15 protein-coding genes are annotated in these 25,097 nt (G+C 51.3%); 7 read left to right on the top strand and 8 right to left on the bottom strand.

The window, feature by feature from the left end; genetic code table 11:
- Positions 1–2: 2 nt before the first annotated feature.
- Positions 3–587: a DUF924 family protein gene (locus tag V5J35_RS21325; protein ID WP_354009075.1), complete on the bottom strand. Its 585-nt coding sequence runs from the start codon at positions 585–587 to the stop codon at positions 3–5.
- A gap of 146 nt (positions 588–733) precedes the next feature.
- Here V5J35_RS21325 and lon point away from each other — a divergent pair, with 146 nt between their 5' ends.
- The 3 genes from lon (at position 734) to V5J35_RS21310 (ending at position 11,060) form a co-directional block, all read left to right on the top strand.
- Positions 734–3,178, top strand: coding sequence for an endopeptidase La (gene lon, locus V5J35_RS21320; protein WP_354009074.1), 2,445 nt, complete (start codon positions 734–736; stop codon positions 3,176–3,178).
- 252 nt (positions 3,179–3,430) lie between these two features.
- Positions 3,431–6,592: a hypothetical protein gene (locus tag V5J35_RS21315; RefSeq protein ID WP_354009073.1), complete on the top strand. Its 3,162-nt coding sequence runs from the start codon at positions 3,431–3,433 to the stop codon at positions 6,590–6,592.
- Positions 6,593–6,632: 40 nt separating this feature from the next.
- Entirely contained in the window at positions 6,633–11,060 is a 4,428-nt protein-coding gene (locus V5J35_RS21310) for a hypothetical protein (protein ID WP_354009072.1), read from the top strand.
- A gap of 38 nt (positions 11,061–11,098) precedes the next feature.
- Here the strand turns inward: V5J35_RS21310 and V5J35_RS21305 are convergent, their stop codons facing one another.
- The 3 genes from V5J35_RS21305 to V5J35_RS21295 all read right to left on the bottom strand — a co-directional run bounded on the left by V5J35_RS21305 (position 11,099) and on the right by V5J35_RS21295 (position 12,896).
- Positions 11,099–11,710, bottom strand: a complete 612-nt coding sequence (locus V5J35_RS21305) for a riboflavin synthase subunit alpha (protein ID WP_354009071.1) — start codon at positions 11,708–11,710, stop codon at positions 11,099–11,101.
- Positions 11,711–11,767: 57 nt separating this feature from the next.
- Complete coding sequence (gene yfcD / locus V5J35_RS21300) at positions 11,768–12,328, bottom strand: NUDIX hydrolase YfcD (RefSeq protein WP_354009070.1); 561 nt, start codon at positions 12,326–12,328, stop codon at positions 11,768–11,770.
- A 91-nt stretch (positions 12,329–12,419) separates the two neighbouring features.
- Complete coding sequence (locus V5J35_RS21295) at positions 12,420–12,896, bottom strand: aminoacyl-tRNA deacylase (protein ID WP_354009069.1); 477 nt, start codon at positions 12,894–12,896, stop codon at positions 12,420–12,422.
- A gap of 270 nt (positions 12,897–13,166) precedes the next feature.
- Here V5J35_RS21295 and ppnN point away from each other — a divergent pair, with 270 nt between their 5' ends.
- The 4 genes from ppnN to V5J35_RS21275 all read left to right on the top strand — a co-directional run bounded on the left by ppnN (position 13,167) and on the right by V5J35_RS21275 (position 19,681).
- Positions 13,167–14,552 carry a nucleotide 5'-monophosphate nucleosidase PpnN gene (gene ppnN / locus V5J35_RS21290; RefSeq protein ID WP_354009068.1) on the top strand — a complete coding sequence of 462 codons (1,386 nt, stop codon included), beginning with the start codon at positions 13,167–13,169 and terminating at the stop codon, positions 14,550–14,552.
- Between the two features lie 409 nt (positions 14,553–14,961).
- Positions 14,962–17,553: a bifunctional aconitate hydratase 2/2-methylisocitrate dehydratase gene (gene acnB / locus V5J35_RS21285; RefSeq protein WP_354009067.1), complete on the top strand. Its 2,592-nt coding sequence runs from the start codon at positions 14,962–14,964 to the stop codon at positions 17,551–17,553.
- Between the two features lie 75 nt (positions 17,554–17,628).
- Positions 17,629–18,093 (top strand): YiiD C-terminal domain-containing protein, encoded by a 465-nt coding sequence (locus tag V5J35_RS21280; RefSeq protein WP_354009066.1) that lies wholly within the window; start codon positions 17,629–17,631, stop codon positions 18,091–18,093.
- Positions 18,094–18,154: 61 nt separating this feature from the next.
- Entirely contained in the window at positions 18,155–19,681 is a 1,527-nt protein-coding gene (locus tag V5J35_RS21275; RefSeq protein WP_354009065.1) for a macro domain-containing protein, read from the top strand.
- On the opposite strand, the gene V5J35_RS21270 is transcribed toward V5J35_RS21275, so the two are convergent.
- The 4 genes from V5J35_RS21270 to V5J35_RS21255 all read right to left on the bottom strand — a co-directional run bounded on the left by V5J35_RS21270 (position 19,659) and on the right by V5J35_RS21255 (position 24,864).
- Positions 19,659–21,683, bottom strand: coding sequence for a transglutaminase TgpA family protein (locus V5J35_RS21270; RefSeq protein WP_354009064.1), 2,025 nt, complete (start codon positions 21,681–21,683; stop codon positions 19,659–19,661). The two genes, V5J35_RS21275 and V5J35_RS21270, sit on opposite strands and share 23 nt — an antisense overlap.
- Positions 21,676–22,671: a DUF58 domain-containing protein gene (locus tag V5J35_RS21265; protein WP_354009063.1), complete on the bottom strand. Its 996-nt coding sequence runs from the start codon at positions 22,669–22,671 to the stop codon at positions 21,676–21,678. Before V5J35_RS21265 ends, V5J35_RS21270 begins: the two co-directional genes overlap by 8 nt.
- Before the next feature lie 11 nt (positions 22,672–22,682).
- On the bottom strand, positions 22,683–23,582 hold the full coding sequence (locus tag V5J35_RS21260; RefSeq protein WP_354009062.1) for an AAA family ATPase: 900 nt from the start codon (positions 23,580–23,582) through the stop codon (positions 22,683–22,685).
- 88 nt (positions 23,583–23,670) lie between these two features.
- Positions 23,671–24,864 (bottom strand): O-succinylhomoserine sulfhydrylase, encoded by a 1,194-nt coding sequence (locus tag V5J35_RS21255; RefSeq protein WP_354009061.1) that lies wholly within the window; start codon positions 24,862–24,864, stop codon positions 23,671–23,673.
- Positions 24,865–25,097: the final 233 nt, after the last annotated feature.

Genomic DNA, 25,097 nt, shown 5'->3' with positions numbered 1-25,097 from the left:
CCTTAAAACGATGAGCCGGGTTGCTGAAGAAATGCCAGTTCTTCCTCAGAACTCTCTCTGCCCAGAATGGCATTCCGGTGAGGATAGCGACCAAACTTTTGCACTATATCCCGATGCTGTCTGGCAAAGTCCAGAGAACCGGACAAATACTCTTTCAGTGACCCGTCAGCCTGGTCGGTCAGCCGGGTAAACTGTTTAACACAGTCATTCTGATCCGCCAGATCTTCGCTGTGCATCAGTGGCATAAAAAAGAAAGATTGCCAGAGTAACGGCAGCTCCTGATAAGCACCGCTTTCTAAACCTTGCCTGCACAATTCAAGCGCTTTCTGGTCATACTGAAAAGCCTGTGGTTGGTCACGAAACATATTGCGGGGAAACTGATCAAGGCAGATGATCGCGGCTAACCGACCTTCAGCCCTTTCCGACCACTTATCGCCAAGCCCCTGATGTACATCATTAACCAGTTCCCGGAACCGGGATGTTATTTCTGCATCCACATCACTGTCTTTATGCCACCAGCGTTTAAGCTGCGCCTTTCCTAGAGCCTCGCCGCCAAACCAGAAATCCAGAACCTGCTGACTGTTCATTATTTTGCCTCCCTCAGGCATGACATTTATCGATGGCAAGCACGATTCAGTAAACCATACTTAAACACAGTCTCTATTGAAATTACCCGGAATGACTCCAAATAGTCATTATCCACTTCAACAAATCAAACCGGCTATCAAACATCATGACAGACCAGGAATCTATCGATCCAGAAGTTATTTCTGCTGATGAGCAGGATATAGAAACAGGCACCACACTGGTTCTTCCTGAACACGCACTTCCAGACAAACTTTACCTGATACCTGTATCCAACCGTCCATTCTTCCCGGCACAGGTTCAGCCACTGGTATTCAGTTCCGAAGACTGGGAAGAAACTCTGCAACGGGTCAGCCAGAGCCCCCATAAAGTGGTTGGCCTGAGCTATGTAGCAGGTATGCCGGGCGACAGCACGAAGGTTGATCCGGAAGACTTTCCAGAGGTTGGCTGTACCGTCAAAATTCATAATGTAGTGGGTGAAGGTGACCAGATCCAGTTTATTGCCCTGGGCATGCAGCGTTTCCGTATCAAGCAATGGTTACGCAGACGCCCTCCTTATCTGGTTCAGGTGGAATATCCAGAAAACATTCAGGACGACAGCGACGAAATCAAAGCCTATGCCCTGGCCTTGATTCAGGCTATTAAGGAATTGATTCCGCTGAACCCGCTCTACAGCGAAGAACTGAAAAATTATCTGAACCGCTTTAGCCCCAAAGACCCCTCCCCGCTGGCCGACTTCGCCGCAGCTATCACCACCGCCCCCGGTCAGGAACTGCAGGATGTTCTGGAAACCCTGAAAGTCCAGCGGCGCATGGAAAAAGTGCTGGTTCTGATCCGTAAAGAGCAGGAAGTGGCAAGACTGCAGGGTGAGATTAATGCTGAAGTCAATCGTAAGATCAGCAAACACCAGCGAGAGTTCTTCCTCCGTGAGCAGCTCAAAGTTATTCAGAAAGAGCTGGGCATCTCCAAGGATGACCGTACCGCTGAGATAGAAGAGTTCGAGTCCCGTCTTAAAACGCTTGAAGTGCCTGAAACCGCCCGTAAAAAAATTGACGACGAGCTGAAGAAGCTATCCATTCTGGAAGTCGGTTCACCGGAGTACGCTATCTGTCGCAACTATCTGGACTGGGCGACTTCTGTTCCCTGGGGACGTTATTCTGAGGACAACCTTGACCTGGACTTTGCCCGCAAGGTGCTCGACGAAGACCATGACGGGCTGGAAGACGTCAAGGATCGAATTATTGAATTCCTGGCTGTCGGAGCATTCAAGAAAGAAATTTCCGGCTCCATCATGTTGCTGGTTGGCCCACCCGGAGTGGGCAAAACATCCATTGGTCGCTCGGTCGCAAAATCTCTGGGCCGCAAGTTCTACCGTTTCAGCCTTGGGGGCATGCAGGACGAAGCAGAAATAAAAGGCCACCGTCGTACCTACGTTGGTGCCCTGCCGGGCAAACTGGTTCAGGCGCTAAAAGAGGTTGATGTTGCCAACCCGGTCATTATGCTGGATGAAATTGACAAAATCGGTGCCTCCTACCGGGGTGACCCAGCCTCCGCACTGTTGGAGGTTCTGGACCCGGAACAGAACAGTGAATTCCTGGATCATTACCTGGATATGCGCATTGATCTGTCCAAAGTACTGTTTGTCAGCACTGCCAACCAGCTCGACACCATTCCCGGGCCACTGCTCGACCGTATGGACACCATCAGGCTGTCCGGCTACATCACCGAAGAGAAGCTGGCAATTGCCAGAAACCACCTGTGGCCCAAGCTGCTGAAGAATGCCGGACTGAAAAAGGCTCAACTGAAAATTTCTGACGCCACTCTGAAAGTGCTGATAGAAGGCTATGCCCGTGAAGCGGGTGTTCGTCATCTGGAAAAACTGCTGCAGAAAATCATTCGCAAAGCCGTGGTAGTACTGCTGAAAGGCAAACAGAAGAGCCTGAGCGTTACCATCAAAAGCCTTGAGGAATATCTGGGCGCACCCTACTTCCGTAAAGAGAAAGCCATTGACGGTATTGGCGTGGTAACCGGGCTGGCCTGGACCTCCATGGGCGGTGCCACCCTTCCCGTGGAAGCGGGGCTGGTGCATCGTCAACGGGCCGGATTCAAACTGACGGGCAAGCTGGGCGATGTGATGAAAGAATCGGCTGAAATTGCCTACAGCTATGTTTCCAGCCAGACCAGCCAGTTCGGTGCCGATGAAAAGTTTTTTGAAAAAGCCTTTATCCACCTGCATGTACCTGAGGGCGCTACCCCTAAAGACGGTCCCAGCGCAGGCGTGACAATGGCGACCGCCCTGATCTCACTGGCGCAGGGAAAAAAGCCCAGATCGGTCGCCATGACCGGAGAGCTGACCCTGACAGGTCGGGTACTGGCTGTCGGAGGTATTCGCGAGAAAGTGATTGCAGCCCGCAGACAGGGCATTTCAGAACTGATTCTGCCAGAGGAAAACCGTCGAGATTACGACGAACTGCCTGACTACATTCGCTCAGGAATGAACGTGCATTTCGCAAGCGTTTACAACGATGTCTATCAGCTGATGTTTGCGAGAAAAGCTGCACGCAAAACAACGAAAAAGAAAAACAGAAGCTAAAACGCACTGTGCCGCCAGTATAAGGCGGCACAGATTTTTTCTTACGCTCTATGAACGAGGGCAACCCCCGTTTGGACACATGAGTGAGCATGTATATTTATAATGCCTGCACACGGTTCTGTCCAAAAATACCTGATACTGTTAACGCATATAAAATCAGCCTTTTATCTAAACGATAAGTCAGGACTCCGACTGCTAGACTTTAAACAGTGCTCATTACCACAGGACACGGCTGTTTAAAGCCCGGCAAGCATGGAACCCAGCAGACCGTCATCTCCCACAGACTCGTTACCGTTTTATGATGCACTGGAGAGCCTGCCTCGTCCTGATACTTCTTCATCAGACCCATCCCATGAGCATCGAAAAGTAGACACGGTCGACCTTAACCAGGTGTTCAGGCAAATACCCAGCCGGAAAGATGACGGAACCACTGATTCCTTCAAACCAATACAAAAAATGCAGGTTGATATCCAGCAGCCACAGCCCGGCCGTCTGCAACGCGCCTTTGGCTGGTTTTGGGGAACGTCCCCTGAACAGGCTGAAGGAACCAGCAAAGCAGCCACACCAGAAACCAGTGGGTCAGGCAACTGGATCGTACAGGGGCTTAAAAATTATATCATCAGCCCTGTCAGGGACTTTCTGATCAAGCCACTGGCAGAACGCGTTGTTAAACCCGTTGCCAATCAGGTCATCGCCAAGCCCTTTAAACATTTTATTGTGCCTCAGGCTCAGAAGCGGGCGGCTAACCTGGCCAGATACCAGCTATTGGAAAAATGGGCCGGGGTAACTTTTGATATGACGGATGAAACCTGGCAGCAAATATTCACCGATATACTCCTGACGGCATTTAAAGACCTCGACCCCCAAAAAGCTGGTATTTATCAGCACCTTAAAATCCCCAAACTGACCATAGAGACCCAGAACGGGCCTCTTGTTGTATCCAACCTGTCCCTGTCAGCCTGTCTGCAGCCCCCCGGTAGCGAAAGCACTGAAATTCAGGACCAGCAACGCCAGACAACCATCAGCATACATCAGGTACGCTGTGATGTAGATATTCCTGTGGAGTACCAGGAAGAACCTGTCAGCCTGAAAGTTGCAACCAACTTAGGGGAGGTACATCTGGGAACTGATATTGGTAAATTTCTTAACTTCACGTCAGCCTACACCTGGTTACGAGAAGGTAAAAACAGCCCAAACCTGCCCCGTGACAACACCGCTGTTCAGGTTTCACTGACAGAGCTGGAGGTTAAGTACAGTAACACTAATACCGCTTATGCGCTTGACGGAGAGTACGCAGACCCGGCCAGCAAACTCCCGGGGCTGGCCGAATTTGACAAAGGTACAGCGATCTTCAAAGATCTGAAAATCTCCAAAAAGATTAATCTCATCCATCAGGAGGCTGACCAGTCAGCTGTCACCACCATGGGGGGGATGGAAATAGATTTTGACGCCGATGACGACAGACCTTCCGTCGTCGCTCTGAATAAGATCGCCCTGTCTGATATGGATAAGGATCACAACGGCTCACTGAGCTGTGAGCTGACACTTGAACCAAAGCATCTAAAACTGTCTTCATCCTTACTGTTACGTCTGTTGGGTACTTTACTGGGCGGAAAAACAAAACTATCCCTGCACGCCCCGGTGCGCAAAGGCGACATTGCTCTTAAAGACCTGAAACATTCCAGAAAGCAACTGGAAAAGCTATCCGACCGTGAAAGGCAGGACAAAGGTTATATTGAGGTTGAAAGCAGCAACCCGCTGATTAAGCTGATACTCGGTCCGCTGCTTCGTTCCCGGTTCACCAGAATTACCCAAACTGCAAACGGTTCGTCCATTCAGGTAGGCGCACAGATTGAAGTCCAACTTCCCGGACTGATACCCGGTAGTGGAAAAGAAGACGATCATGGAACCATTGTCATGACCGAGCTGTTCGACCAGATCGGTGGCGACCTGCTTCAGTACTGGTCTTTGATTAACTCAAGACTCCTGATCTGCCCGAAACGACTGGAACAACAGTGTATTCTTGCCAGCCGCGAAAAGGCGACAGACCCCACCAGTCCCGAACAGTCAAGGCAACTGGTCATGATGTATAAGGAGTTAAAGCAGCGCCAGCATCACCGCGAAGCACTCAGAGCCTGTCTGGCCATCACCGCACCGGTTTACAAAAAGTTAATCCTCGAATGCGATGACCCGGTTGAGCGGGCTGAATATTATAAAATTGCCCACGAACTGACAGAAGTAGACCCACCAAAATCCGTCGCTATTTTCGCCGCACTGTTACAAAGAAAACATTATGCTGAAGTACCTGAAACTGCAGACCCGGACTGGCTGACAGAAAAGGCTTTGGATTTTGAGCGTGAAGAGCCAGACAATATCGAGCTGGTCATTGATACGCTGTCGTTTGCTTACAAGTCTGGCCCGTTCGCTGGCTCAGAGGCCATGTGTCAGTTACTTCGTCTGGTCAAAGAGGGACGCTGCCCCGGAGAAGTGGTCACTCAGCTGATCTGCGACCATGTCAAAAGCGGTCGCTTTGAGGGGTCACCAAAAGCACTTGCACAAACAGTGGACGCCATCGAAAGTGTGGTTGGAGAGTCCGTGGTTCAAATCCTGCGGGAATATCCCACCAGACCACTGGCCGACCTGTCAGCGATTGATCCTGAAGCCCCGGAACTTATCAACCGGATCAGCAACCTGATGCAGAGATATAAATTACCAGTACCTTCTGCTGAATTACATCTTCACATCCAGGGAGAGTTTGCCGCTGAACAGATTCTGGAAACGGGTATTCAAAACCACAACCCGGATGCCCTGAAAGCAAGGATTCGCTGGGAGATCAAGGACGGTAGTATCGGTTATCCAAGATATATTGATGCTGCCAGGCTGCTGCTTGAAACACTTTCCAACCCGGAATTACCTGCCGAAATGAAAGAGGCTGGAAAAGAAGCCTTTCATGAACTCTGGCAACATACCCATGAGAAGCCGGAAGTGGCAACAGCATTTTGTCATTCATTTAACACTTCTGATGATCATCCTTATAACCGTTTCGTACAACAGCTGTTTTCGATACCCCGTGAGCTGACCCTTACCCCTGATGAATTTGTCAACAAAATACACGAAATGCGCCCATTGCTGTTACAGGCAAAAGAAACAGATGACATTGCACCCGCTCAGCTGGAGATGATCAACCATTTCGCGACACTGCTGAACAACCTTCAGGCCCTGAATGACCAGGCCCGGCTATCAACCCTGCTGATACAACAGATGCAGACTGGACAGCAAACGGTTCAGAGTCTGCTTCCGGCTGCCATTACACCAGTAAGGGCTAACCTGAACCGTGGCCATAGAAGTACCAATGTACCAGAGGCGACTCCGGACTGGATGCAGGAAGCGACAGACCGCAGGCAACCTAATTAACACAACCTAATTAAAACAACTGTCAGAAACAGGATGTTACATGAACAGGATTGGGCCTAAAGGAGGACATTCCGACGTTCTGCAAACCTCTAACAAAGCAAAGAGAGGCGAACAGACGACGGAAAAAGGTCTACATAACGGGCAGGAGGTCTCATATACAGAAGTGCCTGCCTCTCAGTCAAAGGTACACGACAAAGCCTGTGCATTAAACCGGATGCCAGACCTTGAACAGCGCCAGATTGACAAGCTTGAACAGGAAATAAATCTGCTCAGGTCCGTGGTAGAAGCCCCTGACACCAGACCCTCTCCGTCCAGAAAAAGCCTGGAAAAACCCGGCGTCCACGAACTGCAACCAGACACAAGAGCAACGCAAAGCAGTCACGCACCCGCCCGTCACAGTGAGGTCGACGTCGCTGCTGATCATAGCCAACCATTGCACAAGACCAGTACCGAAGCGTCACAACCGTTGGCCTACCAATCGAAAAGCTCTGCATTTTCTTCACTGATCTCAAAAATAGCCAAAAAAATCGTCGCATCAACTGGCTATTTAATGGACAAAAAAGAGCTTGAAGAGAGCAAAAAAATCAAGAAAGCGGCTAAGAAACAGTATGAGAAAGCCAGAAATCTCTGTGTAGACACCGAGAAAAAAATTAAGACACTTGAAGATAAAATCAAAAAACTGGAAAACGGGTCGGGTCAACTAAAGCTCTTCAAAGCATCCAGAACCAGAGAGCTTCAGGAAAAAAAAGCAGCGCTGAAAAAAGAGTTGGAAGAAGAGCAACAGGCACTCCCTAAACAACGCGAACAGGCTGCCGCTCTCTGTCGTGAATGTGAGAAAGCTGCTCAATCCTATGAAAGCCTTGCCTCCAACGGAAAAAAGGTGATTGAGCCTCTCTCAAAGTTTCTGGCCTCCGTGAGAGATTTTTACGCCGCGAGCCACTCCGGACAGGGGAAACCCAGAAGCGTGCGTATTGATATTCCTCTGGACCATCTGGTACTCAATACCCCGGAAGGACAAATCGTACTCGACAACGTTAATGTCTGCATTGCAGGCATAGACTTTGTCAAAGGCCCGGGTGGCAAGATGTGTCCTGTTTTCAAAATATCAGAACTGAAGGCAACAACAGCCGTTGATATGCCAGACGGTCAGGTGGTTAAAGCCAACGTAACCGCCAGCGGTATAAAGGCTGGACTTTCAGGCAGTGCAGGACAAATGCTGTTTAACTACATTACGGCTCCGAACGCCCTGTCTGCCGGTTATGGCCTGTTGAAAGAAATCGGTCAGGTGACTCAGGCACCCAATTTTGTTTCCCTGAATGCTCAGGAGATCAATGTTGAACTCCCTGAATTCGCCACCGCCGGCGCTGCCTCATTGTTCAAGAGTGTAAAAGCTTCGCCAGATCCACTCATTGACGCCCTGTTCAGACAGCTGAATTTCCGGCTGTCTGCAAAACTGGGGAAAGTAACGGTTGCTACTAAAGGGGAGCTGCAGGCTGACGGTGCATTTTCAGACATCCACCTGGATTACCGTCCCAAAATTCCTGATACAGAAGCCGCGCCAGCTGCCAGAAAGGGAGAGACTCCAAGACGCCTGAATGTTCAGTGTGGTCGTGCGGAAGGGAATATTGATAACGCACTGGAAGTGGTCAACGAGCTGAAAGAGGTTCTTACACCGTCCAGCCCGTTTGCCCGGTGGCAAAATATAGCCTTGCCTCTGAACCAGCCTCCACCCTATTCAGATAACCCCCCACCTCCTTATTCCGAACAGCCGTCAGACACTCCGATAATTCCTGACGATGAAGTACGCCCTTTTCCTCAAAAGAAGCCCTCGCAAACCAGTGATCTGATGACGCTGACGGGCAGAACACAATTTTCAGCCAGCAGCATTAATATTGACCTGACTCGTAATGTTGAGGGTGCGGGTACCGGGGAAGCTCGTCTCTCTGGCTGTGAACATATAGCAGCCAATGTAGAAAGGTTGTCCGTAAAGAATCAGGGCGACCTGGATGCCACGGTGACCGTCACAGGAATAAACAGCCATGTCACCCTGACGGATGGCAAACCCCGGCCATCGCCACAAGGCTTAAGCATGCGTCCTGCCGGGCTGGATGCTGATGTTAGTATTGGCAATGTAAAAATCGACATCAGTGCGCCCGAAGGGAAAGGGATAGAGAAGGTTCTCGGAGAGGACACCCTTATCAGGGGTAAGCTGAAACTAACAGCAACCAAACCCGCCAGCATTCACTGCATGAAGCTGGGCGAGAACCTGACCGTCACGGGAGAGATACCGGATCTCAATACCTATGTATCACAGCCCTTTGAACTCTCCCGTAGTGGTAATGGTATTCATTTGCCCGAAGGCCATGTAAAACTGAAGGGCAAGGTAGCAGTAACAACCAATAAACACGTTACAACGATCAGGCCCGACCTGGCTCTAAACAGTGAAGGCGTGCTGGAAGTGCTGGTCGATGGTCAACACATTCCACTTGATCTCAGCACCACTATTTCAATCGAAAGAACTTCTCCCAAACTGTTTGTTCGCGAAGATCCGGAAACCGGTGCCAAAACCATAACGCCCGTTATATCCAGAGGTGAGCTGAATTTTGACCGTTTAAAAGCCGGTCCTGTCACCATGGGGCAGGTTAAAGTGGTTCTGGATGGCGAGAACTTCGGATCGGTTCATGTTACCGAAGCCGAAGTCAATCTCAAAGCAGTCACAAAACTGCTTTACCCACCGTCGCAGGACAGAAGCGCCGGGGCAACCAGTGGTGTTAAGCTGCCCAAATCCATGAAAAATCCCATCATCAAATGGTTTATCAAGCGAGCCGCCCGTCATCAGCGCCTTATTTGTGATGCCCAGTTAAAAATTGTGGGTGGTGCGGTTGATTTGAAACAGCTCGACAGGGTTGATCTCAAACTGGTTCCTACTTCACGATCCCGCATTGACCGCTTTTTCAGCTGGGCATTGAACAAAGTGGTGCAACGTTACAAAAAACAACTGCTGCAGTTTTCACTCGCCATTGAAGACCGCCCCGTTCAGGAGAAAGACGACAATTATCAATCATTTAAAGCGACAGAAGACGTCAGTGAGCCAGCCCCTAAAGCCGCTTATCCGGCACCGGAAGAAGCAGAAGGCGATGGTCTGGAACCGCCTGAATTTGTGGATATGGAATCTATACGGACAGCCTTTAAACGAACAGCTGTATTAAAGCTGCCCGTTCCCATTGATATTGAAGTTCCCCTGCCGCTGCCTGCTGACTGCATCCAGCCCGATGCAAAAACCCTTTCCCTGTCCTCTCTGCTCAGACAAAACACCGGAGCCCTGGTGGTTTGCGGGCCTGACGTGGAAGAACTGGAGAAAGCACTGGAACAGGTTGATGCAGGGAACCCGGCTGCCATCACCCACCTGCTGGGAATCATTGAGCAACATCATGACAACCCATCCTGGCAGGGATTAGTTCACCTTGTGGCAAAACAGTTCCCGATTAAAGCGGTTGAACAACTATTTAACGAACGTCCCGACGTCAAAGAGTCACTGGCACCAGAGCTATTGAAATGTGCTGACAAACTGTTGTCACATCCGGAACTTTGCATTGAGGCAACTCAGCTCTGTCAGCTGGCAGGCCAGCCACTGGACATCAACCGGATAGAGCAGGTGATAGAACAGGCAGAAACAGATCCACTCATCAACCTGACAGGACTGGCGCTGCTACTGGAGACCAGGTTCAACAACACGCTTCTGGCTAAATCGTGTTATGAAAAGGCTCTTGCACGAAACCCATCCGACCCGCTGGCTAATCGCTGTCTTGGCAAACTGCTGCTCAGAGAGCAAAGCAGGACATTCAGCTTCAATGACGTCCATGCAGCCTTCGAACACCTGATTACGGCATGGCAGGCAGGAGACCGAACGATACGCTACGAGCTGGAGCAACTGGAGAGCTTTCACAGTCAGGAACTTGATGCCGCTCACAATGCCGTTATAACCCGGGCTGCCAGACTCAGGCTGGCAATGATCTGTCTGGAAGAAGAACAGGATCACCACGACTTTACCAAAGGAATGACACGACTGGTCGAACTGGCGCTTCAGCAGAGCGACCCGTTGACACAACAACAGGCCATCAAGCTGATTGAACACCGACGATCAACCGGAGACCTGATATTCCACACCAGAGATCCTGACGTTTATAAGACCAGTCAGCAACAACTGGAAACTGCCAGCAAACACCTCAGGGAACTGGACATCAAAGCATTGCAGCCTGTTGCCAGAGAACTGGGCATGAAATGCCTGTATGGCAGTCACGGTGTTGTACAGAATCTCGATATGGCGGTGCAGTTACTGATCATTGCGGGCAGCCAGGGAGATCACGAAGCCCGCTTCCATCTCAGATTAGCCGAAACAGCCCTGAAACCGAAACAGCAGAAATCTTACGACAAACTGAGAGCAGCAGCCGCTGCTGCGGCTGCCTGAAAACTCCGTCATGAATTTTATGTAACAGTGGTTGGCGTTCAGATAGCCTTTTTCAAATAGCTTTTAACGGTATTGACGACAGCCTGCGTCTGGCTGTCGATTTCAAGGTTCACCCTGTCCCCAACCTGACAGTTACCAAACGTGGTGAGTTTCAGGGTTTCCGGAATCAGATGGACACAAAAACGATTGTCTTTTACTTTCTCGCCAATGGTCAGGCTGGAACCGTTAAGGGCAATATAACCCTTGGGTAGAATATAATCGGACCAGCGGGCATCAAACCGGAAAAACACGGTCGTGTTGTCAGGGGTGTTAATCACCTTGTCAACCACCACGGTATCGTGAATATGCCCGGATAACAGGTGGCCGCCGATTTCATCACCAAAGCGGGCAGCCCTTTCGATATTCACCAGCGTTCCCGGCTCAAGTTCTCCCAGGTTTGTGACCCGCAGTGTCTCCTGCATGGCATCAAAGGTAACTTCGGATTCACTGAACCCCGTTACTGTCAGACAGGTGCCATTAATCGCAATACTGGCCCCGGTTTCAACACCACTCAGAAGCTCTGGTGGCAAAGCCACCGACAGGGTTGCAAACTGCTCTTTCTTCGTAATAGCGCTGACAGGAAACACACCTTTGACGATACCGGTAAACATATTGATGTTCTCATTACTGCCTGAAAAACAAGAATGTTATATTAACATCAGCTTTCTTCAGCCTTCCACTGACTGCAGGCTCATAAGCCGCTCCAGAGCCGTTAAACTGTCTGGCGTGTAGTTCCTGTGAAAGCGATTGGACAAAATATGTTCCGGCTTTTCCCTGACAACCGCAGCCACCTCATCTTCCTGCAGGGTCAGCTCACCATCGTACTGGCAGCTGTAGACCTTCCCCCATACCCGACAGTCGTCGTTGTGAAAGTAAAAATGACAGTGCGCGGTCAATGGCACACCGGAGATCCCCAGTTCTTCTTCCAGCTCTCGATAAGCGGCTTCGTCATACTCTTCACCTTCAGCGACGACACCGCCAGTAGCAGGATCAAAAAAACCGGGGTAAAGGTCCTTGGTCATCGTACGTTCCTGTACGCACACACGTCCTTCAGAGTCAAAAACGAACACATAAGTTGCCCGGTGGCAAAGTTTTTCCCTGCGCATCTGCTGGCGACTGACTGCGCCTGTAATATGATTATGTTCATCAACCACGATCACACTTTCTTCTACGGATGACTGGTTGCGGATTTCGGTGGACTGGGAAGTATTTGCATGATTATCAGACATCGACACTGCATCCTCTGGACAACTGTTATTATTATTGTGCTGAGTTCCACAGCCCACATATTAGAGAGCAAAACCTCGTCAGGCAATACCATCAAGCGATCGCTGCCTTCTGCCGGTCAGTCAATACCACGGGATGTACCAGCTCATCAAAGTCCTCCCAGTCAATCACCAGCAGTTCAGAAGCGTCACCACTGTTAAAAGCCAGGGTTCGACCTGACTTAAGGGTCTCCATGGCATAAACCGGCAAACCATACAGATTGCCAAAAGGCGGCATCGCCCCCGGTTCACAGGTCGGGAAATGGCTGGCAAACTCCTCCTCCGTGGCCAGTTCTGCCGTATGACTGCCTGCGACATGGCGCAGCATACTGAAATTTACTCGTTCTGTGGCGGGTAAAACACAGAGCGCCATTTTACCATCCAGTTTGACGACGACGGTTTTTGCCACCCTGTGACCACTGATATGAGCCTGCTCTGCAACTTCCTGGGCTGTAAAGGCGGGTGTATGCCGCTGAGTCCTGTAAGGTACACGGTGAGCAGCTAAAAAATCAGCCACTTTCTGAACCGGCATGATAGGCACCTCATAAACATTCCGGACATCGAAGACAAAAGGGTTAAGACAAGAACAAGGCGAGAAACAAGGATGTCCGGTTGTGAATAAAATCGTGGAATAAGGCTAGTGATAAAAAAGCTAGTGATACAAAAATAGTGACACAAGGTATTGAATAATCAACCCAAACACTCTGAATTTGTCAGAGGAATCGCCATTCGTCAAGACTGATAAATTTCAGACTATCGCCATATAATAACCCTGTCTCCGAAATAGTCAGGGTGTTCGAACATGACAACAAACCACACCTCTGTATACACCATCACCACCACGGTCAACCCCGTGGGGAGCATGCGCGTATTATCCAACCGGGAAGTACAGAAACTACAGGACACCAGCAAACGAGGTTTACACCGCCTGTTCCGACAGTGCGCTCTGGCAGTATTGAACGGAGAGCATGAAGGTGACAGCGCCGAAGAGCTGATGGCTCTTTACCAGAATTTTGATATTCGCATTATCCAGGAGCAGCGCGGACTGAAGCTGAAGCTTTATAACGCGCCTGCGGACGCTTTTGTCGCGGGCAAGCTGATCCGGGGCGTACGGGAAAATCTCTTTTCTGTGCTGCGAGACATTCTTTATGTCTCTGCCCATATCACAGAAGACCCCCGCTTTGACCAGCACAGCACCACAGACACTACCCACATGGTGTTTGAAATCCTGCGTAATGCCGATGCCTTTATTACCAAACAGCTGCCTAATACCGTAGTGTGCTGGGGCGGTCACTCCATCAGCCGGGAAGAGTACGAGTATACGAAAGTAGTCGGCTATCAGCTGGGCCTGCGTTATATGAACATCTGCACTGGCTGTGGGCCGGGCGCCATGAAAGGCCCGATGAAAGGGGCTTATATTGGTCATGCCAAACAGCGGGTCAGCCGGGGGCGTTTTATTGGTCTAACCGAGCCCGGCATCATTGCAGCCGAGTCACCCAACCCGATTGTTAACGAGCTGATCATCCTTCCAGATATAGAAAAACGTCTGGAAGCTTTCGTACGACTGGGGCATGGTATTATTGTGTTTCCCGGTGGCCCCGGCACCTGCGAGGAAATCCTCTATATCATTGGCATACTGCTTAACCCTGCCAACAGGGAGATACCCTTCCCTCTGGTATTTACCGGCCCGGCATCGGCCAGACCTTATTTTGAACAGATCGACCGTTTTATTGGTAAAACCCTGGGGCCGGAAGCTCAGTCGCTTTACCAGATCATTATTGATGACCCTGTGGAAGTGTCACGAACCTTGCGTGCCGGCCTTGAACAGGTCACCCGTTTCCGCCGCAAACAGGGCGATGCCTATTACTTTAACTGGCTACTGACCATTGACGAACAGTTCCGGAAAACCTTTGAGCCCAACCATGCCAGCATGTCCGCCCTGGAACTTAGCCTGTCCCTGCCCACACACGAACTGGCCGCCAACCTGCGTAAGGCCATGTCGGGGGTGGTGGCAGGAAACATCAAGGAAGACGGCGTGGCTGCCATACGCCAGCACGGACCTTTTCAACTCAGTGGCGATGCAGAGCTAATGAATGAAGTTGACGCCCTGCTCCAGTCATTTGTTGACCAGTACCGTATGAAACTGCCCGGCAGCCATTATGAGCCCTGCTACGAAATCGTTCAGTAGCAGTCCGGCGATATAAAACACGATTAAGGTGGCGCAGCTCGCCACCTTACAATTCGGCTTTCACTTAACTTATACCGCACTATCCGATATACTGCCCGCGCCGCCGGTGCCGATGGTCAGGCTTCTGACCCTAAAATAAACAGTGCAGAAATCCATCAATTATGGCCACGGACAACAAGGACTAATGACAACAGGGACTACCGGCAATGGGCTAAATCCGGGTTAACTCTGAGGTAACTCCGGGATAACTCCGGAATAAATCGTTCAGCCCTGCTTTTTACACCTGCACAAGGACCTGCAGTAACTGTGCAGAACATAATTTTCATCAGGAACATCTGCATCTGATCGCCCACCGCTTCATCACTGATGAAATCCTACGATCAGGCAGCACAGATGAGAGGGTATATACGTGCTAGAAGCCTACAGACAACACGTCGAAGAGCGTGCTGAAGAAGGTGTCCCACCAAAGCCGCTGAGTGCCGAACAAGTAACCGGCCTTATTGAGCTGCTGAAAAGCCCCCCCGCAGGTGAAGAAGCATTCCTGCTGGACCTGCTGGAAAACCGTATTCCTCCCGGAGTTGATGAAGCCGCTTATGTTAAAGCCGGATTCCTGTCAGCCATTATCAGGGGAGAGACAGAGTCACCACTCATTGACAACCAGAAAGCGGTAAAGCTGCTGGGAATGATGCTCGGTGGCTACAACATCGAGACACTGATCAGCCTGCTCGACAGCACAGAACTGGGTGAACTGGCAGCAGAGCAGCTGAAGAAAACCCTGCTGGTATTTGACGCCTTCCACGACGTTGAAGAAAAAGCCAGAGAGGGCAACACCAATGCCGTGGAGGTTCTTAAATCCTGGGCTGATGCTGAATGGTTTACCCGACGCGAAGTCGTGCCTGAAAGCATCGAAGTGGCGGTCTTTAAAGTCTCCGGTGAAACCAATACCGATGACCTCTCACCCGCTCCGGACGCCTGGTCACGCCCGGACATCCCACTGCATGCCCGTGCCATGTACAAAATGACACGGGACGGGCTGGAACCGGAAGAGCACGGTGTTACCGGGCCTCTGGCGCAGGTCGACGCGGTTAAGGCTAAAGGTCTGCCCGTTGCTTTTGTTGGCGACGTTGTCGGTACCGGCTCTTCCCGTAAATCAGCCACCAACTCCGTTCTGTGGTACTTTGGTGATGATATTCCCGGCGTACCTAACAAACGGGCCGGAGGTATCTGTATAGGAGGCAAAGTAGCACCTATCTTCTTTAACACCATGGAAGATGCCGGCGCGCTGGTCTTTGAAGCACCTGTCGATAAACTCAATATGGGCGATGTCATTGAGATTCGCCCCTACGAGGGCAAAATCCTGTCCGAATCCGGAGAGGTACTGTCCGAGTTTACCTTAAAGTCCGACGTTATCCTGGATGAAGTACAGGCAGGCGGTCGTATCAACCTGATCATTGGCCGCGGCCTGACGGAAAAAGCCAGGGAAGCCCTGGACCTCGGACATTCTGAAACGTTCCGTCGTCCTGCCGCCCCGGAAGATTCCGGCAAAGGCTTTACCCTCGCCCAGAAAATGGTCGGCAAAGCCTGTGGTGTGACAGGTATTCGCCCCGGCACCTACTGTGAACCGAAAATGACCACCGTAGGTTCCCAGGACACCACCGGCCCCATGACCCGCGACGAACTGAAAGACCTGGCCTGCCTCGGCTTCTCTTCCGACCTGGTGATGCAGTCTTTCTGTCACACAGCCGCTTACCCCAAACCTGTTGACGTGGAAACTCACCACACCCTGCCTGATTTCATTATGAACCGTGGCGGTGTTTCACTGCGTCCCGGCGATGGCATCATACACAGCTGGCTGAACCGTATGTTGCTGCCAGACACCGTGGGAACCGGCGGTGATTCACACACCCGTTTCCCATTGGGTATCTCTTTCCCGGCCGGTTCCGGGCTGGTAGCCTTTGCCGCCGCAACCGGTGTCATGCCTCTGGATATGCCGGAATCCATACTGGTGCGCTTCAAGGGTGAAATGCAGCCTGGCATTACCCTGCGTGACCTGGTTCATGCCATTCCCCTGTATGCCATCAAACAGGGCTTGCTGACGGTTGAGAAGAAGGGTAAGAAGAACGCTTTCTCCGGTCGGATTCTGGAGATTGAAGGTCTGGAAGACCTCACCGTTGAACAGGCCTTTGAACTGTCTGATGCCTCTGCAGAACGTTCGGCTGCGGGCTGTACCATCACATTGTCAGAAACCTCCATCACGGAATACCTGAAATCCAATGTCACCATGCTGCGCTGGATGATCAGCGAAGGGTATGGCGACCAGCGCACTCTGGAACGTCGCGCCCGGAAGATGGAAGAGTGGCTGGCCAACCCGGCCATGATGCGTGCCGACAAGGATGCCGAATACGCCGAAGTGATTGATATCGATCTGGCCGACATCAAAGAACCTATCCTGTGCGCGCCGAATGATCCGGACGATGCCCGTACTCTCTCTGACGTGGCCGGTGACAAGGTCGATGAAGTATTTCTGGGTTCCTGCATGACCAATATTGGTCACTTCCGGGCTGCCGGTCGCCTGCTGGAACAGAACAGTGATCCACTGCAGACCCGTTTCTGGATGTCTCCACCAACCAAGATGGACAAGGCGCAGCTGGAACAGGAAGGCTTTTACGACATCTACAAGGCCAGCAATGTCCGTACTGAAATCCCCGGTTGCTCCCTGTGCATGGGCAACCAGGCCCGGGTAGAACCCGGCGCTACTGTTCTGTCCACCTCAACCCGTAACTTCCCGAACCGGCTGGGCGACGGGGCCAATGTCTACCTCTGCTCTGCGGAACTGGCATCGATAGGTGCCATTCTTGGCAAAATCCCGACCGCAGAAGAGTACATGGAATTTGCCAAAAACCTTGATTCCATGGCTGCTGAAGTCTATCGCTACCTGAACTTTGACCAGGTTGAGTTATACCAGAAAGCCGCTGATGATATCATTGCCAGAGCACGCTGATTGAATAGTTTAATAGTTCAACTCTTCTAAACCCCTGCCCGTCAGGGGTTTTTCTTATCAGGTCAGGTACTGAGCATGCAGACACCACAACTGACGCAGGATTTTAAAGACTGGGTAATGGCCGAAATTCCCCTGTTAACCGCCATGGAGCTGTCTCTGGATGAGTTCAGGGACGGACAGCTCAGCCTGAGTTGTCCACTGGCACCCAATATCAACGACAAAGGCACCGCCTTTGGTGGCAGCATTGCCACCATTGCCACCCTGTGTGGCTGGGCTTTTACCATGCTGCACGCCCGGACGCTACTATTACCCGAACAATCCCCAAAAACCGATGTTGTTATTGCTGAACAAACGATGAAGTACCTGAAACCCGGGCGCTCGGGGTTGCGGGCGGTATGTCGTTCCCCGGTACCAGAAGCGTTTTACCGTCGCCTGCAGGAAAATCGCAGCGCCCGACTGGAACTGGATGTGGAAGTCTTCAGCGACGGTCAATTGATAGCCACTTTTTCCGGCCTTTATGTCGCCCGCCCAGAACGGTGACGGTTATACAGCGGCTTATACTTTAGGTATATCAAGGACTGAACGATCACCTGAAAACACTATGAACCCCCTGTCTGGTACCAAAACCCGCCCAAGGTTACAGACCATCAAAGAGTGGTTGAAAAAATCATTTAAGGGGTGGTTTAAAGACAAGCCTGTTCGGGTTCTCTCCAGCCATGTCGGACGTTCCCTCAAAAGTACGCCAGACTGGAGCAGCCCTCCTGATATCAGAGAGCGCGATACCAGCCACCACGATCCCTTGATAGCCTCTTCCCCCCCTGCTCTTAAACGGCAAAAAACCAGACCATCAGCTAAAAACACTGCATCACTGCAACAGCTGGCATCGGAAATAGCCAGTGAAGCTTTTAAAGTCAAAATGAAGGGTTACAGTGACCAGAACCTTCCGTTGATGAAACAGATGAACCAGCTTAAAACCCTCGTCGACAGCAGGGACTGGCTGTCGGTAGAAACCTTCATTGAACAAAGCCTGGAGACTCAGGGGATTCAAAATTTTTCTATCTACCGACGTCGATACCGGGCTATCGCCAATACAACGCCCTATATGCCACAGCCCGGGTCCAGTACTCTTCCCACTGGTACAAAGCTGAAGCATCGCAATGCCTCGCCCACGCCTGTTGCCAAGCCCTCTGCGGCCTTATCGGTACTGAGCTTCAGAAATGGTCAGGTCAATCTGTTCAGCGGCGACATTACCAGAATCAACCATAAGGTCCATCCAGGCATTGATACTATTGTCTGCCCCCATCGTTCTGAACAGCGCCGAACCACCCCGACTCTTGAAACACTGGCCGACAGAGAACCAGCCCTTAACCAGCGCGGGCTTCTTGATCAGCTACAGACACTGGAATCCGGTCATTCCATGATAACCGCTGCCGGTAAAGTATCGGAGCTGGGCTTTAAACAGATTGTCCACACCATTCTGCCTGAGCAATGGGACAGCCAGCCAACAGCCCGACTGTTTAATGCTTATGTCAGTGCTATCAGGGAGGCTCATAATCAGGGGTCAGTGAGTATCGCCATACCCATTCTCAGCCGTTATATGAACCTGCCGGTAAACAGCGAAGCTCAGATCGCCCACATGGCCATTCAGTACTACCTGAATCACCCCGACACAAAACCTGAGCCTCCCAGGATATATCTGGTATTCCCTGAAAACGCTATTGGGGAACAGCTTCGTGTAGAGCACCAGCAGCTCAATATGGACACACCGGCAAGCCAGGCCCGCCTCCGCCCTACCACTCATTCCCCCCTTATTATCAAACGACAGTTGGAACAGGCTCTTGACGGGATACTGCCTGTCAAAGACGGCATGCCGATTGCTGCCCGGATGCAGTGGCTGACGGAAGAAGTGGATCGCCTTATTGAATTGATCAAAGATGGGCAGGACCCCGGAAAAGACAGTGACCGGCTTATCGATTATCTGGATACGGCTGAAGATAATTTGGATGCGAACTCTCTTCATTTAAGTTCGGACGAACTGGCGCTGGCACGCAAATTTATCAACGACCTGAATGACAAACTTAGACCTTATTACAATCAACCGTTAGCTAGCGAACCGAGTTCAGCCTGATCTTCAGGCTTTTTATCTGCCTGGCCTCAACCGTTTTATGACTGGCATACCGACATTGAATATATTCCCTTATAAATGCCCATACTGCGTCTGACAGTTCAGGATGTTCTGTTTCTATACGCCTTGCCAGGCTCAACTCCCCTTCGCCATCCTGTAACTGAACCCCTGACCGCCGAAGCTTGCCAAGAAAACGGCTATATAAACGACTCAGTTCATCTTTCTTATCACGCCGGTATAACAGCAGCAGGCTACTCCCCCCAAGTACCATTAATACAACCACCACCAGTAAAGTGGTTTGTCTCCATTGCAGCTGATCCGCCCCAAGCCATTGCTTCAGTAAAGCCTGCTGCTGTTCTCGCTGATAATCAATGACCGTACGCTGCCAGCGATATTCAAGGTTCTCATAAAACAATCTGAACTGGTTCAGCAGAGGCACCTGACGGTAACGAAGTAATGACAGTGGTTTCTCATTAAGGAAGCCGCCTTCAAGTCCCAGTGCAGTCTGCAAATCCGCTGAAATGCGTTCCGGTGCAATAGCCGTCGTAGGGTCATAACGCACCCAGCCTTTGCCTCTGACCCATATTTCCGCCCAGGCGTGGGCATCAAACTGACGAACCTGAATCATGTTTTGTTCAGGCTTAAGTTCCCCGCCCTGATAACCGGACACCACTCTGGCAGGCACACCCGCCGACCGCATCATAAAGACAAATGCACCCGCATAATGCGCACAAAACCCCTGCTGTTCAGAAAACAAAAAACGGTCGATACTCTCCCCCGCCATTAACGGAGGTGACAGGGTATAAACAAACCCCTGCTCCTGAAAAAAACGCATAATGCGCATAGCCAGCTGTTCCGGCTGCCCTTTTGCCTGCAGCATCCATCGTCGCGCCGTTCGCCGAGCCTGAGGGTTTCCCCTGGGCAGTTGCAAATTCAGCTTCCGCAGCCAGTCTGGCAAGTCGTCCGTAAACACCGGGCTACTGCCGGAAACAGAATACACCTGACGTTCATAGAGCCGGCTTCCCGCTTCCAGTCGCATGGTTCGCAACAGCAGAAATCGTCCCTGACTCTCTGCTGCCGGTCCCATGGTCACCAGCCAGGGAAAGCCGGTTGCCTCCAGCAGAATTTCGTAACGATAGCCGTTGGGCTGCTGTAACCACCAGTCAGCAGGCTGGCGTTGATCCTGCTGCCATTCAGTCACTGCGATGCCCTTGCTGGCCAGATCGGTGGTTGACGACTGATACCAGCTTTTCCCGTCAAACTGGTCCATCACCACCATTCGCCAGTAACGTTCAGTGGCCGGGGGAAGGCTGCCATCGAAAACAGCCCTGAAAGCCAGTTCGTCGGACTGGCTCAAACGGGCTATATCTCCCGGAGCCATACGATCACTAACACCTGTTGTTGCGCTGTAATCAGGCTGAGGAACAGACCATAATGGATCCAGGCGAGGCACAAGAATAAACAGAACGACGGTTAATGGCACCGCCTGCAACACCAGTACAAGACCATAACGCAGGCTGCTGGCAACCGGTAAAAAATCCGTTCGTCGGTATAGCCCCTGTTGAGCCGCAATTAGTACCACCAGGCACAGAACCAGCCAGGCAGCCTGCAGCAAGCTCTGGGAAAACAGGACACTGGTGGTGACAACAAAAAAACCAATATAGACGACCACAAGGGCATCCCGCCGGTAGCGCATTTCCAGCAGTTTTAATGAATAGGCAACAGCCAGGACCGATACCATCGACTCCAGTGTCAATAATGGCTGAAAGCTGATTACAACCGTCCCCAGTGCCATGACTATCAGCACAGCGCGCAGCCAGAGCGGTGGCCAGAAAGATCGCCCATACCACAATGTCAGACGCCATATCACACTGAGTAAAGCAATGGCGAGCAGCGGCACAGGCAGAACCGATCGCAATGGCAGTAACACCATCACCTGAGCCACCAGCAACCAGATCACTGACGTACGACTGATGCCTTCTTCCAGTTGGTGAGTGTCAGGCATGTTCAGCATCCGTTTGAATCTGAAAGCTCTCAACCTGAAAGCTCTTAACCTGAAACAGGGCTAAAGACTGGAGACACTCACTCAAATGCCGCTGCCCCATGCCAGGACTGATGCTGACTCCCGGAAGAGACAGGCCATAAGGCCGCTTCTGTCGTTCACATCGCAGGCACCAGGCAGTGAGTACCGGGAGTTTATCTTCCAGTTCATGACCCGGCGTATCATTCAGTGACAACATGCAATCCAGCCCAACCGGCTGGTCGAAAATTTTCGTGTTTAATTCGTGCCGGCGGGCAAAGCCTTTCCAGTCAACATGGCCGCTGGAATCACCGGCCTGATAGCGACGAACACCGGCAAACTCCTCCTGCCCGAGCATTATGGCCCCCGTCTGAGTGCCATTAGCATTCTGACTTAATGGCAGAGGCAGGCGATCATCAATCGCCGGATAAACAAGCACCCCTGTTTCCAGGGAGAGCCAGCTCCAGGTTTTGCACAGTCCGAGAGGATACAGGCTTTCAATTCGTAACAGGCCCGGGGATAGCCACCCGCGCTTCTGTCCCGTAATACGTAAGTCGATCTGCGTTGAGTCCAGAGTATCGACATTCAGGTTTTCATGGTCCGGCCAGCCCACTTTGATGGCAATGCGTTCACGATTATGGCCGTCTATCTCAAGCTTTACCCGCACAGGCTGTCCAACGTGGGCAGGGTCACCACCAAGGCTTCGGATGGTCAGTCCCGCCAGGTTTCGCCAGGTATGTAATATCGCCAGCATAAACAGGCTGACCATAAAAAACGACATGGCAAAAGCAAGGCTGTTGGCATAATTCACCGCCATCAGGAACAGCAGGAAAGCCACCAGCAACCAGAGTATTCCGGCAATGCCGGGCAGGATGTAAATACGTCGCTGGTTTAACGTCACCTGTCGAGCCGGGGCGATGTTGCCCAGAACCAGCTGTCGTGCTTTCTGCTTCAATGATTGCAAGCCTGCCATGGCAGATCACCTCAGTCCGTGACATCAACAGTGGCTAACAGCTCTTTTGCTGACAGCCCGGCACCACGACTTAGCAGTCGATGCTCAGCCACGGCGGTGAAAACAGCTTGCAGGTCTTCCGGTATCACATAATCTCTGTCGTGCAATAACGCCCAGGCTTTGCTGGCCTGTAACAGCGACAGACTGGCACGAGGCGATAAACCGGTGACAAAATCACTGGAAAGACGGGTAGCGGTGACCACTCTGAGCAGGTACTTCAGAAAATGGTCACTGGCATGAACCGCTTCAACCTGAAGCTGTCCACTCTTCAGGGTCGACGGCGAGAGTACCTGCTGGCATTCATGCAGCCGGCTGCGGCCTGCTTCACCCTTCAGCAGGGACAGTTCTGACTCTTTATCCGGGTAGCCCAACTGTATGCGCATTAAAAAACGATCCAGTTGTGACTCCGGCAAGGCAAAGGTGCCTTCCTGTGCAGTGGGGTTCTGAGTCGCTATAACAAAAAAAGGCGATGGCAGTGTCAGAGTTTGCCCCTCAACCGTCACCTGCCGCTCCTCCATGGCTTCCAGCAAGGCACTCTGGGTCCGGGGGGACGCGCGGTTGATCTCGTCAGCAAGGATCAGCTGGGAAAATACCGGTCCTTTATGAAAACGAAAGGAACCGGTCTGTTTTTCATAGACGGACACGCCAATGATATCCGCAGGCAGCAGGTCACTGGTGAACTGAATGCGCTGGTAATCCAGCCCCATCACCCTTGCCAGCCCATGAGCCAGAGTGGTTTTGCCCATACCGGGCAGGTCTTCCACCAGCAGGTGTCCTCCGGACAGAAGACAACAGACTGCCAGTCGCACTTCATGCCCCTTACCCTTAATCAGATCATTAAGACCATGAACGCACTGGTGCAACTCATTCATTCAAGTGAACCTGTTGTTATTGGAGGTTAGGGGGCAGACCTGCCTGTTTATATCGGCAGGTGCTATTCAGCGTGAAAATTTTTTCAGATTAAAGCTGGCTTAACCCCCTTTCAAGATCACGTTTCAGATCTTCAATATTTTCCAGGCCAACGGCAATTCGCACCAGGTTTTCGGTAATGCCGGAGCGAGCCTTGTCTTCATCAGACAGGCGACAGTGAGTAGTCGTATCCGGGTGGGTAATGGTGGTTCGGGTATCGCCCAGGTTGGCAGTGCGGGACATGATCTGAACCTGATCAATAACCGTCCAGGCTTCTTTGCGTCCGCCCTTGACTTCAAAGGCCAGTACGCCACCAAAAGCTTTCTGTTGTCGTTTAGCCAGCTCATGTCCGGGATGGGATGGCAAACCTGAATAATGAACCACTTCAACAGCAGGATGCTTATCAAGCCATTCTGCCAGTGCCATAGCATTGCAACAGTGTGCGTCCATACGCAGGCTGAGGGTTTCCAGCCCTTTGTAAAAATTCCAGGCATTGAACGGGCTGAGGCAGGCACCCGCCGCCCGTTGCCACAGATGCATTTCCTCAATCAGTTCCGCCTTACCTACAGCAACGCCTCCCATACAGCGACCCTGCCCATCAATGTATTTGGTGGCGGAATGCACAACAATATCAGCTCCCAGTTTTAATGGCTGCTGCAGAGCCGGTGTGCAGAAACAGTTGTCGACCATCAATAAAGCACCATTGTCATGGGCGATGCCTGCTATCACTTCCAAATCCACCACTTCACCCCGGGGATTGGAGGGTGTTTCCAGAAACAGCAGCTTAGTCTCTGGCTGTACGGCATCTCGCCACTGCTTATAGTCCGTGAAATCAACAAAAGTGGTTTTGACACCGAACTTATCGAGGTATTTAGCAAAAACCGTAAAGGTGGTTCCAAATACACTGCGGGAACAGATGACATGGTCGCCAGCTTTCAACAGCCCCATACACATGCCCAGAATCGCTGCCATGCCCGAAGAGGAAGCGCAGGCCATCTCTCCCCCTTCCAGGGCAGCCATACGGTCTTCAAACATTTTGACGGACGGGTTGGTATAGCGGGAATAAACATTCCCTTCCTGATCACCGGCAAAAACGGCCTGCGCCTGTTCAGCACTTTCATAGGCAAAACTGGAGGTCAGATAAATCGCCTCACTGTGTTCCCTTTCCCCACTGCGAATAGATCCTGTACGAATAGCCTGAGTTTCAAAGGCCCAATCCGATGTCATATTGTCGTTATCTTTCATGAAATTTCCTGACGTCTGAGCTGACAGCTCGTGCTGTGAGATACTTGAGAAAAGACCCGTCGCACCAGCCCGTTCGCAAAAGCGAAGGATGGTTAACATAACCAAATTGCTGCGATATTAACAGCCTGAATTACGTAGATTCCGACAACCCACTATCAACTTGTAACAACCTGTAATGTGTTAAACTTTTCTGATTTCTGAACACTGACTAAACCTATAGTTTGGAACCAGAG

This window comes from Endozoicomonas sp. NE40 (assembly GCF_040549045.1).
Classification (GTDB): Bacteria; Pseudomonadota; Gammaproteobacteria; order Pseudomonadales; family Endozoicomonadaceae; genus Endozoicomonas_A; species Endozoicomonas_A lisbonensis.
Note: the sequence above shows the minus strand (reverse complement) of the source record. Positions and strands in the feature narration are given on the sequence as shown.